The sequence below is a fragment of the Marichromatium sp. AB31 genome (assembly GCF_003718685.1).
Lineage (GTDB): Bacteria > Pseudomonadota > Gammaproteobacteria > Chromatiales > Chromatiaceae > Marichromatium > Marichromatium gracile.
This window is the reverse complement of the sequence record NZ_RHFI01000002.1, coordinates 238,783-252,962: the sequence shown is the minus strand read 5'-3', so window position 1 is coordinate 252,962 and position 14,180 is coordinate 238,783. Positions and strand designations below refer to the sequence as shown.

General features: G+C 68.5%; 17 protein-coding genes. 8 read left to right on the top strand and 9 right to left on the bottom strand.

The window, feature by feature from the left end:
- Positions 1-41 precede the first annotated feature (41 nt).
- The 9 genes from hprK to EBL84_RS03435 all read right to left on the bottom strand — a co-directional run bounded on the left by hprK (position 42) and on the right by EBL84_RS03435 (position 7,269).
- The gene (gene hprK / locus EBL84_RS03475; protein WP_123139537.1) at positions 42-1,010 is read right to left on the bottom strand and encodes an HPr(Ser) kinase/phosphatase; all 969 of its coding nucleotides are present in this window, start codon (positions 1,008-1,010) and stop codon (positions 42-44) included.
- A gap of 19 nt (positions 1,011-1,029) precedes the next feature.
- A complete protein-coding gene (locus EBL84_RS03470; protein WP_062273166.1) occupies positions 1,030-1,488 on the bottom strand; it encodes a PTS sugar transporter subunit IIA in 459 nt (152 codons plus the stop codon).
- A 287-nt stretch (positions 1,489-1,775) separates the two neighbouring features.
- Positions 1,776-2,129 (bottom strand): ribosome hibernation-promoting factor, HPF/YfiA family, encoded by a 354-nt coding sequence (gene hpf, locus EBL84_RS03465; protein ID WP_062273339.1) that lies wholly within the window; start codon positions 2,127-2,129, stop codon positions 1,776-1,778.
- Between the two features lie 35 nt (positions 2,130-2,164).
- The gene (locus EBL84_RS03460) at positions 2,165-3,637 is read right to left on the bottom strand and encodes an RNA polymerase factor sigma-54 (protein WP_123139536.1); all 1,473 of its coding nucleotides are present in this window, start codon (positions 3,635-3,637) and stop codon (positions 2,165-2,167) included.
- A 181-nt stretch (positions 3,638-3,818) separates the two neighbouring features.
- On the bottom strand, positions 3,819-4,544 hold the full coding sequence (gene lptB, locus EBL84_RS03455; protein WP_123139535.1) for an LPS export ABC transporter ATP-binding protein: 726 nt from the start codon (positions 4,542-4,544) through the stop codon (positions 3,819-3,821).
- A 13-nt stretch (positions 4,545-4,557) separates the two neighbouring features.
- A complete protein-coding gene (lptA, locus tag EBL84_RS03450) occupies positions 4,558-5,046 on the bottom strand; it encodes a lipopolysaccharide transport periplasmic protein LptA (protein ID WP_123139534.1) in 489 nt (162 codons plus the stop codon).
- The gene (lptC, locus tag EBL84_RS03445; RefSeq protein ID WP_123139533.1) at positions 5,043-5,639 is read right to left on the bottom strand and encodes an LPS export ABC transporter periplasmic protein LptC; all 597 of its coding nucleotides are present in this window, start codon (positions 5,637-5,639) and stop codon (positions 5,043-5,045) included. The genes lptA and lptC overlap by 4 nt, the downstream gene beginning before the upstream one ends.
- A complete protein-coding gene (gene kdsC, locus EBL84_RS03440) occupies positions 5,636-6,157 on the bottom strand; it encodes a 3-deoxy-manno-octulosonate-8-phosphatase KdsC (protein WP_123139532.1) in 522 nt (173 codons plus the stop codon). The genes lptC and kdsC overlap by 4 nt, the downstream gene beginning before the upstream one ends.
- Positions 6,158-6,249: 92 nt before the next feature.
- Complete coding sequence (locus tag EBL84_RS03435; protein WP_123139531.1) at positions 6,250-7,269, bottom strand: KpsF/GutQ family sugar-phosphate isomerase; 1,020 nt, start codon at positions 7,267-7,269, stop codon at positions 6,250-6,252.
- A 404-nt stretch (positions 7,270-7,673) separates the two neighbouring features.
- Between EBL84_RS03435 and EBL84_RS03430 the strand changes: the two genes are divergently transcribed.
- The 8 genes from EBL84_RS03430 to hisD all read left to right on the top strand — a co-directional run bounded on the left by EBL84_RS03430 (position 7,674) and on the right by hisD (position 14,173).
- A complete protein-coding gene (locus EBL84_RS03430; RefSeq protein WP_123139530.1) occupies positions 7,674-8,570 on the top strand; it encodes an ABC transporter ATP-binding protein in 897 nt (298 codons plus the stop codon).
- 1 nt (position 8,571) lies between these two features.
- Positions 8,572-9,354, top strand: coding sequence for a lipid asymmetry maintenance ABC transporter permease subunit MlaE (gene mlaE, locus EBL84_RS03425; RefSeq protein ID WP_005224479.1), 783 nt, complete (start codon positions 8,572-8,574; stop codon positions 9,352-9,354).
- A gap of 4 nt (positions 9,355-9,358) precedes the next feature.
- Complete coding sequence (gene mlaD, locus EBL84_RS03420) at positions 9,359-9,826, top strand: outer membrane lipid asymmetry maintenance protein MlaD (protein WP_123139529.1); 468 nt, start codon at positions 9,359-9,361, stop codon at positions 9,824-9,826.
- Positions 9,826-10,446 carry a phospholipid-binding protein MlaC gene (locus EBL84_RS03415; protein ID WP_123139528.1) on the top strand — a complete coding sequence of 207 codons (621 nt, stop codon included), beginning with the start codon at positions 9,826-9,828 and terminating at the stop codon, positions 10,444-10,446. The genes mlaD and EBL84_RS03415 overlap by 1 nt, the downstream gene beginning before the upstream one ends.
- Positions 10,443-10,769: a lipid asymmetry maintenance protein MlaB gene (locus EBL84_RS03410; RefSeq protein ID WP_123139527.1), complete on the top strand. Its 327-nt coding sequence runs from the start codon at positions 10,443-10,445 to the stop codon at positions 10,767-10,769. Before EBL84_RS03415 ends, EBL84_RS03410 begins: the two co-directional genes overlap by 4 nt.
- A gap of 127 nt (positions 10,770-10,896) precedes the next feature.
- Positions 10,897-12,159 carry a UDP-N-acetylglucosamine 1-carboxyvinyltransferase gene (gene murA / locus EBL84_RS03405; protein ID WP_123139526.1) on the top strand — a complete coding sequence of 421 codons (1,263 nt, stop codon included), beginning with the start codon at positions 10,897-10,899 and terminating at the stop codon, positions 12,157-12,159.
- A gap of 12 nt (positions 12,160-12,171) precedes the next feature.
- Positions 12,172-12,822, top strand: coding sequence for an ATP phosphoribosyltransferase (hisG, locus tag EBL84_RS03400; protein ID WP_123139525.1), 651 nt, complete (start codon positions 12,172-12,174; stop codon positions 12,820-12,822).
- 40 nt (positions 12,823-12,862) lie between these two features.
- Entirely contained in the window at positions 12,863-14,173 is a 1,311-nt protein-coding gene (hisD, locus tag EBL84_RS03395; protein ID WP_123139524.1) for a histidinol dehydrogenase, read from the top strand.
- Positions 14,174-14,180 lie beyond the last annotated feature (7 nt).

Below are 14,180 nucleotides of genomic sequence, written 5' to 3'. Positions count from 1 at the left end.
GGGTTGCTCCGGGCCGGTCCCGATCGAGGTCGGGAGCGGTGCTAGGGTCTGGATCCGGGGCCGGGCGGGTCGGGGCGGTCGAGACGGATCGCCCGCGCCTGCCGGTCGATGAAGTCGACGCCGGCGTCATAGCCACGGATACGTAGGATCTGGTGGCGCACTGCCGCTTCCACCAGGATGGCCAGGTTGCGTCCCGGCGCCACCGGCATGGTGATGGTCGGGATCGCCACCCCGAGCACGTCGGTTGCCGAGAGGCTGCCGGTGAGCCGGTCGAGACCGGCGATCTGTTGCTGGTCGAGGGGTTGCAGATCGATGATCAGGTTCAGCGTCTTGCTGCGCTGGACCGCGCCCTCGCCGAACATCGCGCGGATGTTGAGGATACCCAGCCCGCGCACCTCGAGGAAGTCCCGCAGGGTCTCCGGGCAGGTGCCCTCGATGGCCTCCGGGGCGATGCGCGCGAAGCGCGGCGCGTCGTCGGCGATGAGCCGATGACCGCGGGTGATCAGGTCGAGCGCCAGCTCGCTCTTGCCCACCGCCGGATCGCCGACCAGCAATACCCCCATCCCCAGCACCTCGATGAAGACGCCGTGCAGGGTCTGGCGCTCGGCCAGGGCGTGGGTGAGAAAATAGCGCAGGTGGTTGATCAGCTCCTCGTCGCCGAGCGGCGAGCCGAGCAGCGGGGTGTCGTGCTCGGCGGCGAAGGCGAAGAAGGCGGGGTGGGGCTCGAGGCCGTCGGCGAACAGGATCGCCGCCGGCTGCTCGGCGAAGAGTTGCTCGAGGGTTTCCTCGAAGGCGGTGCGTCCCAGTGCCTGGAGATAGCGCTGCTCGGCGCGCCCGATCACCTGCAGACAGTTGGGATGGATGCAGTTGAGCGAGCCGATCAGCGACTCGCGCGAGCGTGCGCGCTCGGGCCGGCGCAGTGGGGAGCCTTGTTCGGGCTCGCCGTTGAGCCAGCGCAGCTGCAGCCGCGGGCCGGTCTGTTCGAGGAGTGACTGGAGGCTGTCGAGCATGGCCCAGGTCGGCGTGGCGTTAGCGCGCCTCGCTCGTCTCGATCAGTTGCAGGACGGTCGCCGCCGAGCCGGCCTCGCGCAGCGCGGCGCGGGTGGCCGGGTCGCTGAACATGCCGGCGAGCCGGGCGAGCAAGCGCAGATGCTCCTCGGTGGCGCTCTCCGGGACCAGCAGGGCGAAGGCGAGATCGACCGGCTCGCCGTCGATCGCGTCATAGTCGACCCCGGTGCTGGTGCTGACGAAGGCTCCGAGCACCTCGTTGATCTCCTTGATGCGGGCGTGCGGCAGCGCCACACCGTGACCGAGTCCGGTGCTGCCGAGTCGCTCGCGCTCGAGCAGACGCTCGAAGACGAGTTCGGTGTTGAGACGGGGGTGGTCGTTGGCCAGCAGCTCGGCGAGCGTCTCGAGCAGCCGCTTCTTGCTGGCGATCTCGGCACCGCAGCTGACTCGGGCCTCGCTGATCAGGTCTGGACTGAACATCGGTCAAGGCTCCTGGTGGTCGCAGGGACAGGGGCGCTGGGCGGTGACGGTGTCCGGTGTCCATACCGGCGGGTGATCGGGGCGCGTGGTCGTGGTCATGGATTCTGGGTGTCCTTCGAGTCGTCGGAGCCCGCAGGTGTCGATATCGGCTCGGATCTCAGGGTCTCAATGCAAAACACCCCGAACGGCGCGATCACGGATCCGTTCGAGGTGTCGGTGCGTCGGTCCGGCGGGTGTCGGGTGTCCCGACGCCCCGCCGACGCATGGGCCATCAGGCCGTTGCCGGGCTATTCGGTATCGGCCTCGGCGTCGGCCTCGGCTTCAGAGTCGGCCGCCTTCGGGCCGGGTGCGCTGCGATAGTCGTTCTTCTTCTCCTTGTGGCGCAGGATCTGGCGATCGAGCTTGTCGGTCAGGCCGTCGATCGCGGCATACATATCTTCATGCACGGAGTCGGCGAAGAGCTTCCCACCATTGATGTGCAGCGTCGCCTCGGCCTTCTGGTCGAGCTTCTCAACGCTGAGAATGACGTGGGCATTGGTGACGTGGTCGAAGTGACGCGCCAGGCGTGCGAATTTGCTGTCGACGTAGTCGCGCAGTGCCTCGGTGATGTCGACGTGATGACCCGTCAGATTGATTTGCATCATTGGACTCCTTACAGGGGTTCCAAACAGCCTGCTCATGCCAGGCGTTTGCGCTCGTTCGAGGCTGGAATACCCATGGCCTCGCGGTACTTGGCGACGGTTCGACGCGCGACCTGGATGCCGCGATCGGCCAGTTCGGCCGCGATCTTGCTGTCGCTCAAGGGTTTTCTGGCGGGTTCGGCGGCGATCAGCTTACGAATGAGCGCGCGGATCGCCGTTGATGAACACTCCCCACCAGAAGTGGTGCTGACGTGGGACGAGAAGAAGTACTTGAACTCCAGGGTGCCCCTCGGCGTATGCATGTATTTCTGCGTGGTGACCCGGGAGACGGTCGACTCGTGCAGCTCGAGCGCCTCGGCGACGTCGCGCAGCACCATCGGCCGCATCGCCTCCTCGCCGTGCTCGAAGAACGCCTGCTGCATCTCCACGATCTTGGCGCCCACCCGCAGCACGGTGTCGTTGCGGCTCGCCAGGCTCTTGATGAACCAGCGCGCCTCCTGCAGGTGGTTGCGCATGGTGACGCTGTCGCTGCTGGTGTCGGCGCGCCGGATCAGCCGGGCGTAGTCTGCGTTCACCCTCAGTTTAGGTGTGGATTCCGGGTTGAGTTCCACCGACCAGCGACCATTCTCTCTGCGCACGAAGATGTCGGGTACAACGTACTCCGGGGGCTCCTGCGCGATCAAGTCGCCGGGGTGCGGGTTGAGCTGGCAGATCAGCGTGAGTGCACCACGAATCTCGGGCTCGGTCTGCTTGAAGCGGCGCATCAGCGCGGCGATGTCCTTGCGCGGCAGGTGCTCGAAGCCGTCGCGACAGATCGCCAGCGCGAGGTCGCGCTGCGGGGTCTCGGCGGGGAGCTGCCGCAGCTGGATCTGCAGGCACTCGGCGAGATCGCGGGCGCCGACCCCCGGGGGATCGAACGACTGCACCCGGTGCACCATGGTGGCGATCTCCTCGAGGCTGATCTGATCGTCGCCGATGGTGCTCAGCAGCTCGTCGAGATCGGCCCGAAGATAGCCGCGCGCGTCGATGGCATCGATCACCGCCTCGGCGATCATCTCGTCGCGCTCGCTCAGCCGGATCAGGTTGAGCTGCCAGAGGAGGTGATCGTGCAGGGTCTGAGGGCGGCTCTGGTGGAGGAAGGGGTCGAAATCGGCGTTCTCGGCGCTGCCCTGGGTGCTCGGCGGTAGATAGCCGTCGTAGACATCGGCCCACTGGGTGTCGACCGGGAGCTCATCGGGGATCTCGTTGGTCTCGCCCTGGAGCTCACGCTCGGCGCTGCCCTGCTCATCGCTGGGCGGGGACTCGTGTGCGCCATTGCCGCTGTCCTCACCGTTGGCGGCGAAGCGGTCGGCCTCCTCGGCCTCCTCGAGCATCAGGTTGGAGTCCAGCGCCTCCTGGATCTCCTTCTGCAGCTCGAGCGTCGACAGCTGCAGGAGGCGAATCGCCTGCTGCAGCTGGGGCGTCATCGTCAGGTGTTGGCCGAGGCGAAGCTGGATGGTTTGCTTCATGGATCGCCGATGCGTCTTGCGTCTGTCTCTATGCCGGGTCGATGACCGTCCTATGACGATTATAGGTCGGGTGGCAACAAAGGTGCCTGAGTCACGTCAAGCGCGCCCCCTGCCGGGGCGCGATGGTCTTCATCTTACTCCCAATATGTAGCAGCGGGGCGCGGATGCTGCCGCCTACATGCTACATGGCGAAGTCGGCGCCGAGATAGACGTCGCGTACCTGCTGGTTGGCGAGTAGCTCGTCGGGGCGGCCGGCGGCGATCACCTCGCCATTACTGATGATGTAGCCGCGATCGCAGATGTCGAGCGTCTCGCGCACGTTGTGATCGGTGATCAACACGCCGATGCCGCGCTCGCGCAGGTGCGAGACGATCGCCTTGATGTCGCCCACGGCGATCGGGTCGACGCCGGCGAAGGGCTCGTCGAGCAGCATCACCTTGGGGTCGACGGCCAGCGCGCGGGCGATCTCGAGACGACGGCGCTCGCCACCGGAGAGGCTGAGTGCCAGCGACTCGCCGATATGGGCGATGCCGAGCTCCTCGAGCAGCTGCTCGCAACGCTGCTCGCGCTGCTCGCGGTCGAGGTCGCCGCGGGTCTCGAGGATCGCGAGGATGTTGTCGCGCGCGCTGAGCTTGCGAAACACCGAGGGCTCCTGCGCCAGATAGCTCAGTCCGGCGCGCGCGCGCGCATGCATTGGCATCAGGGTGACATCGTGCTCGTCGAGGGTGATGCGCCCCTGGTCGGCCGGGATCAGCCCGACGATGAGATAGAAGCAGGTGGTCTTGCCCGCGCCGTTGGGGCCGAGCAGCCCGACCACCTCGCCGGCCTCGACCTCGACGCTCACTCCCCGCAGGACCTCGCGGCTGCGATAACGTTTCTTGAGCTGTTCGGCGCGCAGTACGCTCATCCGTCGACCCCTGTCATGACTCCTCCTCGGGGGTGATGGTGATCCGCACCCGACCGCTGCCGCCGGCACGGAAGTGTTCGCGGGCACGGTCGTAGACGATGCGCTCGCTGGCGACGCGGTCCTCGCCCTGGATCAGTACCGCCTCGTCGATCAGCACCAGCTCGTCGCGGTCGGTGTCGAACTCCATGCGCCTGGCGAAGGCGCGGACCTCGCCCTGGTCGTCCTCGAGCAGTTGACGGAAGCGCGCCGGGGTGCCGATGGCGATGATCTGGCGCGGGCGGCGGTCCTCGCGGTGATAGACGGTCATGTGGTCGGCGTGCAGGCGCATGCTGCCCTGGGTGACCTCGACGTTGCCGACATAGATGCTGGTGCCCTCGGCCTCGCGTACCTCGACGTCGTCGGCCTCGATGTACATCGGTTGCTGGGGGTCGTCGTCGAGCGCGTTGGCCGGGTTCCAGCCGAACAACAGCAACAGTGCCAGCAGGCGCAGTGGAGGGCTCATGGTTGGGTCTCCTGGGTCGGGGCGAGCAGCATCCGGGTGCGACCGTGGAAGGTGGCGCGCGCCGGCTCGTCGTACCACAGCTGCATGCCGGTGGCGCTCAGCCAGTCCTCGCCGCTGGCCACCCGCACCGGCAGGTCGGTACGGGCATAGGCGCGCTGGTGCCAGACGTTGAGCTGCTCGGTCTCGATGTGCGCGGGCGGGGCCTCGGCGGTGGCGTCGCGCTCGAGATGGACGTCGCCGGTCAGCCGCACCTCCGCGCCGCCGTCGAGCACCAGCCCGTGCTCGGCGCGCGCGCGCCACGGCGGTCCGTCGGACTGGAACAGCTGCATGTGTGGGCGGTCGAGCTCGGAGAGGTCCTCGGCGACGAACTGACGCAACTCGGTCGCGCTCAGGCGTCGGCTCGGTGCGCCGCTGGTGTCGGTCTCGAGCGCGGTGAACGCGTGGACCACGTAGTCGGGGACGCGGGGGCGTACGGTGGCCGGTCCCTGCGGCTGGTCGATGCGCTGGACCTGCCACCAGCCCGCGAGCCCGCTGAAGGCGAAGAAGGCGGCGAGCAGGTAGTAGCGCAGCGGCCAGTGCGCGCGGGTGCTCATGGACGCTGTCCGGCCAGTCGCGCGAGCGTCCCCTGAGCGTCCATGATCAGTTCGCAGAACTCGCGCGCGGCGCCGCGCCCGCCGTGCGCCGTGGTGTGCCAGTGCGCCTCGGCGCGTACCATCGGGTGGGCATCGGCCACCGCCGCGGCGAGCCCGACCTGGCGCATCACCGGCAGGTCGATGACGTCGTCGCCGAGATAGGCCACGGCGGCGTCCTCGATCCCCAGTCGCTCGCGTAGCTCGAGATAGGCGGCGAGCTTGTCGCGCTGGCCCTGGTAGACGTGGTTCACCCCCAATCCCTTCATCCGCATGGTGACCACCCGCGAGCTGCGCCCGGTGATCACCGCGAGGGTCACGCCGGACTCGCGCAACATCACCATGCCGTGACCGTCGCGGGCGTTGAACGCCTTGTATTCCTGACCGTCGTCGCCGAGATAGAGGCTGCCGTCGGTGAGTACGCCGTCGACGTCGAAGATCGCCAGACGAATGGCGGCGGCGCGGTTGCGGATCTCTTGCATCTCCCTGGTGACTCCTTGATGAGGAAGAAGGGGCGGGCCCCTGTGCGGCGCATTGTCGGGTGCGCGGGCGGTTTTGACCAGCGGGGGCAGTTTCAGACCACGCCCGCGCGCAACAGGTCGTGCATGTTGAGTGCGCCGACCGGGCGGCGCTCGTCGTCGAGCGCCAGCAGCGCGTTGATCGAGCGCGCCTCCATCAGCTGCAGCGCCTCGGCGGCGAGCGCGCCGGGGGAGATGGTGACACAGTCGCGGGTCATCACCGTCTCGATCCGGGTGTGGTGGACGTCGACGCCGCGATCGAGCGCACGGCGCAGGTCGCCGTCGGTGAAGATGCCGCACAGCCGCCCACCCTCGTCGACCACCGCGCTCATCCCCAGCCCCTTGCGCGAGATCTCCTCGAGGGTGGCCAGCAGGCTCGCCTCGCGCCCGACGCGGGGGACCCGTTCGTCGCGATGCATGATGTCGTCGACGTGCAGCAGCAGGCGCCGCCCCAGGCTCCCGGCCGGGTGCGAGCGGGCGAAGTCCTCGGCGGTGAAGCCACGCGCCTCGAGTAGCGCCACGGCGAGCGCATCCCCCATTGCCAGCGCCGCGGTGGTGCTGGTGGTCGGCGCCAGGCCGAGCGGGCAGGCCTCGGCCGAGACGGTGACATCGAGATGGACGTCGGCCTCGCGCGCCAGGGTCGAGTCGCGCCGCCCGGTCATCGCGATCATCGGCACCCCGAGGCGCTTGAGCACCGGCAGGATGGTGAGCACCTCGGCGGTCTCGCCGGAATTGGAGATCGCCACCACGACGTCGAGCGGGGTGATCATCCCCAGATCGCCGTGGCTGGCCTCGCCGGGGTGGACGAAGAAGGCCGGACTGCCGGTGCTCGCCAGGGTGGCGGCGATCTTGCCGCCGATGTGCCCCGACTTGCCCATGCCGGTGACCACGATGCGTCCGGCGCAGGCGAGCATGTAGCGACAGGCGGTGACAAAAGGGGTGTCGATCCGTGCGGCGAGCGCCGTGATCGCCTGGGCCTCGGTGTCGAGAACGGCACGGGCGAGATCGATGATGCGTTGGTGCTCGCCGGCATCGAGCGGCGCCAGACGGGCGCCGAGTTGTCGTCGTTCGGTCATGGTCTCGGGGATGGAGCCGATGAGTGGTCGGTCAAACCAAGAAAAATACACCATGCCACGCGGACATGTCGCATCGGGCGAGGGGGCTGTCGCCAGCCGCCAGGATTGAACCGCCAAGCCGCAAAGAGCGCAAAGGTGTTCAGGTGGTCGGCGACCAGCGGCCCGTGGTCACGTGTCCTCAAGCGCCGGCGCCAATGGTGATGGCAGGCCGTGCTGTTGTCGAGGACGCACACCCACTGGCGACTGGAGGCTGGTCGCTGGAGGCCCTACCTCTTCTTTGCGCCCTTCGCGGCTTGGCGGTTCAATCTTCTTGGTCGCTGGCCGCCCTTTGCTTGACGCCCCGCGCCGGGGCCGCGAGAATTGCCCGCTTTGGCCGACCGATGCGTCGATAGCGACATTTCACCATGATGCCAAGCCAGGGCCCAGGCGGCGCGCCGGGCGTCCGGGTCGAGGACGCGTCTGCGGGCACCAATGGAGCCGCGCGGGCATCCGCCACCGACGATGTGCTGGTGCGGGTCCGCGACCTGACCTTCCGCCGCGGCGAGCGGGTCATCTTCGACGGGCTCGATCTCGACATCCGTCGCGGCGCCGTGACTGCGGTGATGGGACCGAGCGGGACCGGCAAGACCACGCTGCTCAAACTGATTACCGGACAACTGCGTCCTGACGCCGGTCGCGTCGAGATCGGCGGTGTGGCGGTGCACGAGCTCGACAAGAGCGCGCTCTATCGATTGCGCCGACGCATGGGCATGCTGTTCCAGAGCGGGGCGCTGCTGACCGATCTCAACGTCTTCGACAACGTCGCCTATCCGCTGCGCGAGCACACCGACCTCTCGCCTTCGCTGCTGCGCAAGCTGGTATTGCTGAAGCTCGAGGCGGTGGGGCTGCGCGGCGCGCGCGCGCTGATGCCGAGCGAGCTGTCCGGCGGCATGGCGCGTCGGGTAGCGCTGGCGCGGGCGATCGCGCTCGATCCCGAGATGATCCTCTACGATGAGCCCTTCACCGGCCAGGACCCGATCTCCATGGGCGCGCTGGTGTCGCTGATCCGCCAGCTCAACGACGCGGCGAACCTCACCAGCGTGCTGGTGTCGCACGATGTGGCCGAGACCAGCCGGATCGCCGATCATGTCTATCTGATCTCGCACGGTCGGGTGGTCGCCCAGGGCTCACCGGCCGAGATCGCCGCCGAGCGCTCGACCTGGGTGCGCCAGTTCATGGACGGTCAGGCCGACGGGCCGGTGCATTTCCACTATCCGGGGCCCTCGCTGGCCGAAGACCTGCTGAGCCGGGGAGGACGCTGAGATGTTGTTCGATCCCCTGGCGCGACTCGGTCGCGGTGGGCTCGATGCCCTGGCGCGCTTCGGACGCGCCCATCGGCTGCTGTTGGCGATGGTGCTCGGCATCGGTGAGGTGCTGCGCCGGCCGCGGCTGCTGATCGCGCAGGTCTACAACGTCGGCGTGCTCTCGATGCTGATCGTCGGCGTCTCCGGGTTGTTCGTCGGCATGGTGCTGGCGCTGCAGGGCTACTATGTGCTGGCTCGCTTCGGCGCCGCCGAGAGCCTGGGGCTGATGGTCGCCGCCTCGCTGGTGCGTGAGCTCGGCCCGGTGGTCACGGCGCTGTTGGTGGCCGGTCGCGCGGGCTCGGCGCTGACCGCCGAGATCGGCCTGATGAAGGCCACCGAGCAGCTCGCCGGGCTGGAGTTGATGGCCGTCGATCCGGTGCGCCGGATCCTGGTGCCGCGGTTGTTCGGCGGGGTGTTGGCGATGCCGCTGCTGGCGGCGGTGTTCAGTGCCGTCGGCGTGATCGGCGGCTATTTCGTCGGCATCGGGCTGCTTGGCGTCGACGCCGGCGCCTTCTGGAGCCAGATGCAGTCGGCGGTCGATTTTCGCGAGGACGTGGTCAACGGTGTCATCAAGTCGCTGGTGTTCGGCGTGGTGGTGACCTGGATCGCGCTGTTCCAGGGCTATGACTGCAGCCCGACCTCCGAGGGCGTGAGCCGCGCGACCACCCGTACCGTGGTGCATGGCGCGCTGGCCGTGCTCGGGCTCGATTTCGTGCTCACCGCGTTGATGTTCGGAGGCTGATGAGATGGCAAGACAACGCAACATCGAGATCCTGGTCGGGGCCTTCATGGTCGCCGGCTTCGTCGCCCTGTTCTTCCTCGCGATGCAGGTCAGCAACCTCAATCTCGCCGGGGGCGACGAGGGTTATCGGCTCACCGCACGCTTTGCCAACGTCGGCAGCCTCAAGGCGCGTGCGCCGGTGAGCATGGCCGGGGTTCGGGTCGGGCGCGTGGAAGCGGTGGACTTCGATCCCCGCACCTTCGAGGCGGTGGTGACGCTGCGCATCGACTCGGCGGTCGACAACCTGCCGATGGACACCTTCGCCAACGTCTTCACCTCCGGACTGCTCGGCGAGCAGTACGTCGCACTCGAGCCCGGCGGCAGCCCCGACGTGCTGCGCGACGGTGACGAGATCATGCAGACCCAGTCGGCGATGATCCTCGAGCAGATGATCGGACAATTCTTATTCAGTAAGGCAAGCGGAGACGGCTGATGTTGCGGCAACGTCATTTTCTATTGCTGGTGACCCTGGTGCTGGCGAGCCTCGGCAGTGGTCTGGCGAGCGCGGCCCAGGAGTCGGCCACCGCCCTGGTCGAGCGCACCACCATGCGCATGCTCGACACCCTCGAGCAGCGCCGCGCCGAGATCGAGCGCGATCCGAGCCTGATCTATGGTCTGCTCGAGGACCAGGTCGCGCCTCACTTCGACTTCGTGCGCATCACCCAGGGCGCGGTCGGTCGCTATTGGCGCGAGGCCAGTCAGGCGCAGCGCCAGCGTCTGGTCGACAGCTTCAAGCAGGTGCTGATCCGCACCTATGCGCGCTCGCTGCTGAGCTATTCGGGCGAGGAGATCCGCTATCTGCCGGTGCGCCCGAGTTCGCGCCCGAACATGGTGACCGTCGCCACCGAGGTTCAGCAGTCGGGCGGTTCGCCGATCCCGGTCGACTACCGCATGTACGACGGTGGTTCCGGCTGGAAGGTCTATGACGTGGTGATCAGCAATGCCAGCCTGGTCGGCAACTATCGCAGCGACTTCGCCACCGAGATCCAGCGCTCCGGGATCGACGGTCTGATCGCCCGGCTCGAGGACATGAACCTCAAGGGGCGCGAATGAGCGCCACCCGCCTGAGCGAGACCGCGCCGGGTCGCTGGCGTCTCGACGGCGTACTCGATCTCGCCACGGTCACCCGGCTGGCGGTCGAGGGCGAGGCGTTGCTGCGCGCGCCCACGACCGTCGAGATCGACCTGGCCGGCGTCAGCGCCGCCAACAGCGCCGGTCTGGCGCTGCTGCTCGAATGGCTCGACCTCGCCCGGGCGCGCGGCGTCGCGCTGAGCTATGCCAATCTTCCCGATTCGCTGCGGCGGATCGCGGCCTTTTCGAACATCCTGGAGTTGTTGCCGGTATCGACCACCCCGGCGGCGGCGCGATCGAGCTGACAGGGAGCCTGTGGTGGATGCTGGAGTGATGCTCGAGCCTGGGCCGGCGGCGGCGTGTCCGTCGCAATCGAAACAGAGCGAGGGAGCGGGCGCGAGCGCCTTCGTCCCTCAGGGGTTCGCCGAGACCATGGACAAGCTGCTGATTAACGGTGGGACCAGGCTCGATGGCGTGGTCGAGGCCTCGGGGGCGAAGAACGCGGCGCTGCCGATCCTCGCCGCCACCCTGCTGGCCGACGCGCCGGTGACCCTGACCAATATCCCGCGCCTGCGCGATATCGCCACCACCCTGGAGCTGCTGGGGCGGATGGGTGCGGCGCTGCGCCGCGAGGGTGATCGGGTCGAGGTCGAGCCGCGCACGCTGCACGACTTCGCCGCGCCCTACGAGCTGGTCAAGACCATGCGCGCCTCGATCCTGGTGCTCGGGCCGCTGCTCGCGCGCTATGGTCGTGCCGATGTCTCCCTGCCCGGGGGCTGCGCCATCGGCGCCCGCCCGGTCAACCTGCACATCGAGGGGCTGCGCGCGATGGGCGCCGAGATCACCGTCGAGGGCGGCTATATTCGCGCCCGCGCGCGCCGTCTGCGCGGGGCGCGGCTGGTGATGGAGATGGTCTCGGTCACCGGCACCGAGAACCTGATGATGGCCGCCGTCCTGGCCGAGGGCGAGACGGTGATCGAGAACGCCGCGCGCGAGCCCGAGGTGGCCGACCTCGGCGCCTTCCTCAATACCCTGGGGGCGCGCGTCGAGGGCGCCGGTAGCGATCGCATCCGCATCCAGGGCGTCGAGCGGCTCGGCGGCGGCAGCCATCGGGTGATGCCCGATCGCATCGAGACCGGCACCTTCCTGGTCGCCGCCGCCATGACCGGCGGGCGGGTGCGGGTCGAGCGGACCTGTCCCGAGGCGCTCGACGCGGTGGTACAGAAGCTGCGCGAGGCCGGCGCCGAGGTCGCGACCGGCGAGGATTGGATCGCCCTCGACATGCACGGTCGGCGCCCGCGCGCGGTCGACATCCACACCGCGCCGCACCCCGGTTTCCCGACCGACATGCAGGCCCAGTTCTGCGCCCTCAACAGCATCGCCGAGGGCGTCGGCACGGTCACCGAGACCATCTTCGAGAACCGCTTCATGCACGTCCCCGAGCTCGAGCGGATGGGCGCCGAGATCCGGATCGAGGGCAATACCGCCATCTGTCGCGGGGTCGGACGACTGACCGCCGCGCCGGTGATGGCCACCGACCTGCGCGCCTCGGCCGGTCTGGTGCTGGCCGGTCTGGTGGCCGAGGGCGAGACCCTGGTCGATCGCCTCTACCACCTCGATCGCGGGTATGACAACATCGAAGCAAAGCTGCACGCCCTGGGCGCCGATCTGCGGCGGACCTCGGGCGCGGACTAGGATCGCGACACCATGACAGCGAACACCCCCCTGACCATCGCCCTGTCCAAGGGCCGTATCTTCGAGCAGACCCTGCCGCTGCTGGCCCATGCCGGGATCCATCCGCTGGATGATCCGGAGCGCAGCCGCAAGCTGATCCTCGAGACCACGGACGCGCGGGTGAAGTTCGTCATCATCCGCGCCAGTGACGTCCCCACCTATGTCCAGTACGGCGCCGCCGATCTCGGCGTCGCCGGCAAGGACGTGCTGCTCGAGCACGGCGGCGAGGGGCTCTACGAGCCACTCGACCTGCGCATCGCCCGCTGCCGGCTGATGGTCGCCGGGCTGCCCGACAGCACGCCGCCGACCAACCGGCGCATGCGCATTGCCACCAAGTATGTGCGTAGCGCCGAGCGCTATTACGCCGCCAAGGGCGAGCAGGTCGATATCATCAAGCTTTACGGTTCGATGGAGCTGGCCCCGCTGGTCGGCTTGGCCGATCGTATCGTCGACCTCGTCGAGAGCGGCAACACGCTCAAGGCCAATGGCCTGGTGCCGCTCGAGCACATCAGCGACATCAGCTCGCGGCTGGTGGTCAACAAGGCCGCCTGGAAGATGAAGCATGCCGCGGTCAATGGGCTGCTCGAGAGCCTGCGCGAGGCGCTGGCAAGCAACCAGAATTGAATGCTATGGGGTCCGTGGCGACGGACCGGGAGTGACATCCGTGACCGAGATCCAACGTCTTGACACCACCGACGCCGACTACCAGGAGCGGCTCGACGGCCTTCTGGCCTGGGAGTCGGTCTCCGACGATCGCGTCCAGCAGACGGTCGCCGAGATCATCCGCGAGGTGCGCGCGCGCGGCGACGCGGCGCTGATCGACTACACCGCCCGCTTCGATCGCTGGTCGCCGGCCAGTGCCGCCGACCTGGAGATCCCGCGCGCGCGTCTGGCCACCGCCTGGGAGCGCATCCCCGCGGCGCAGCGCGAGGCGCTGGAGCAGGCCGCCGCGCGCATCCGTGCCTATGCCGAGCACCAGTGCGTCGAGTCCTGGAGCTTCGAGGAGGCCGACGGCACCCTGCTCGGTCAGCAGGTCACGCCGCTCGATCGCGCCGGGCTCTACGTCCCCGGCGGCAAGGCGGCCTATCCCTCCTCGGTGCTGATGAACGCCATCCCGGCCAAGGTCGCCGGGGTCGCCGAGCTGATCATGGTGGTGCCGACCCCGGATGGCGAACTCAACGAGCTGGTGCTCGCCGCCGCGCACGTCGCCGGGGTCGATCGCGCCTTCGCCATCGGTGGCGCCCAGGCGGTGGCCGCGCTCGCCTACGGTACCGACTCGGTGCCGCCGGTCGACAAGGTCGTCGGTCCCGGCAACATCTATGTCGCCACCGCCAAGCGCGCGGTGTTCGGTCAGGTCGGCATCGACATGGTCGCCGGACCCTCCGAGATCCTGGTGGTGTGCGACGGCCAGACCGATCCCGACTGGATCGCCATGGACCTCTTCTCCCAGGCCGAGCACGATCAGGACGCGCAGTCGATCCTGGTGAGCTGGGACCACGACTTCCTCGACCGGGTGGCGGCGAGCATCGATCGTCTGCTGCCGACCATGGAGCGCGCCGAGATCATCGCCACCGCGCTGCGCGCCCGTGGCGCGCTGATCGCCGCGCGCGACCTCGACGACGCCATCGCGGTGGCCAACCAGATCGCCCCCGAGCACCTCGAGCTGTCGCTGGCCGATCCGCAGGCGGTGGTCGGGCGCATCCGTCACGCCGGCGCCATCTTCATGGGTCGCTATACCGCCGAGGCCCTGGGTGACTACTGCGCCGGCCCCAACCACGTGCTGCCGACCTCGCGCACCGCGCGCTTCTCTTCGCCGCTGGGGGTCTACGACTTCCAGAAGCGCTCGAGCCTGATCATGGCCTCGGCGGCCGGTGCCGCCACGCTCTCGCGCACCGCCTCGGTGTTGGCGCGGGGCGAGGGTCTGACCGCGCACGCGCGCTCGGCCGAGTATCGCGGCGAGGACGCCGCCGAATAGCCTCTGG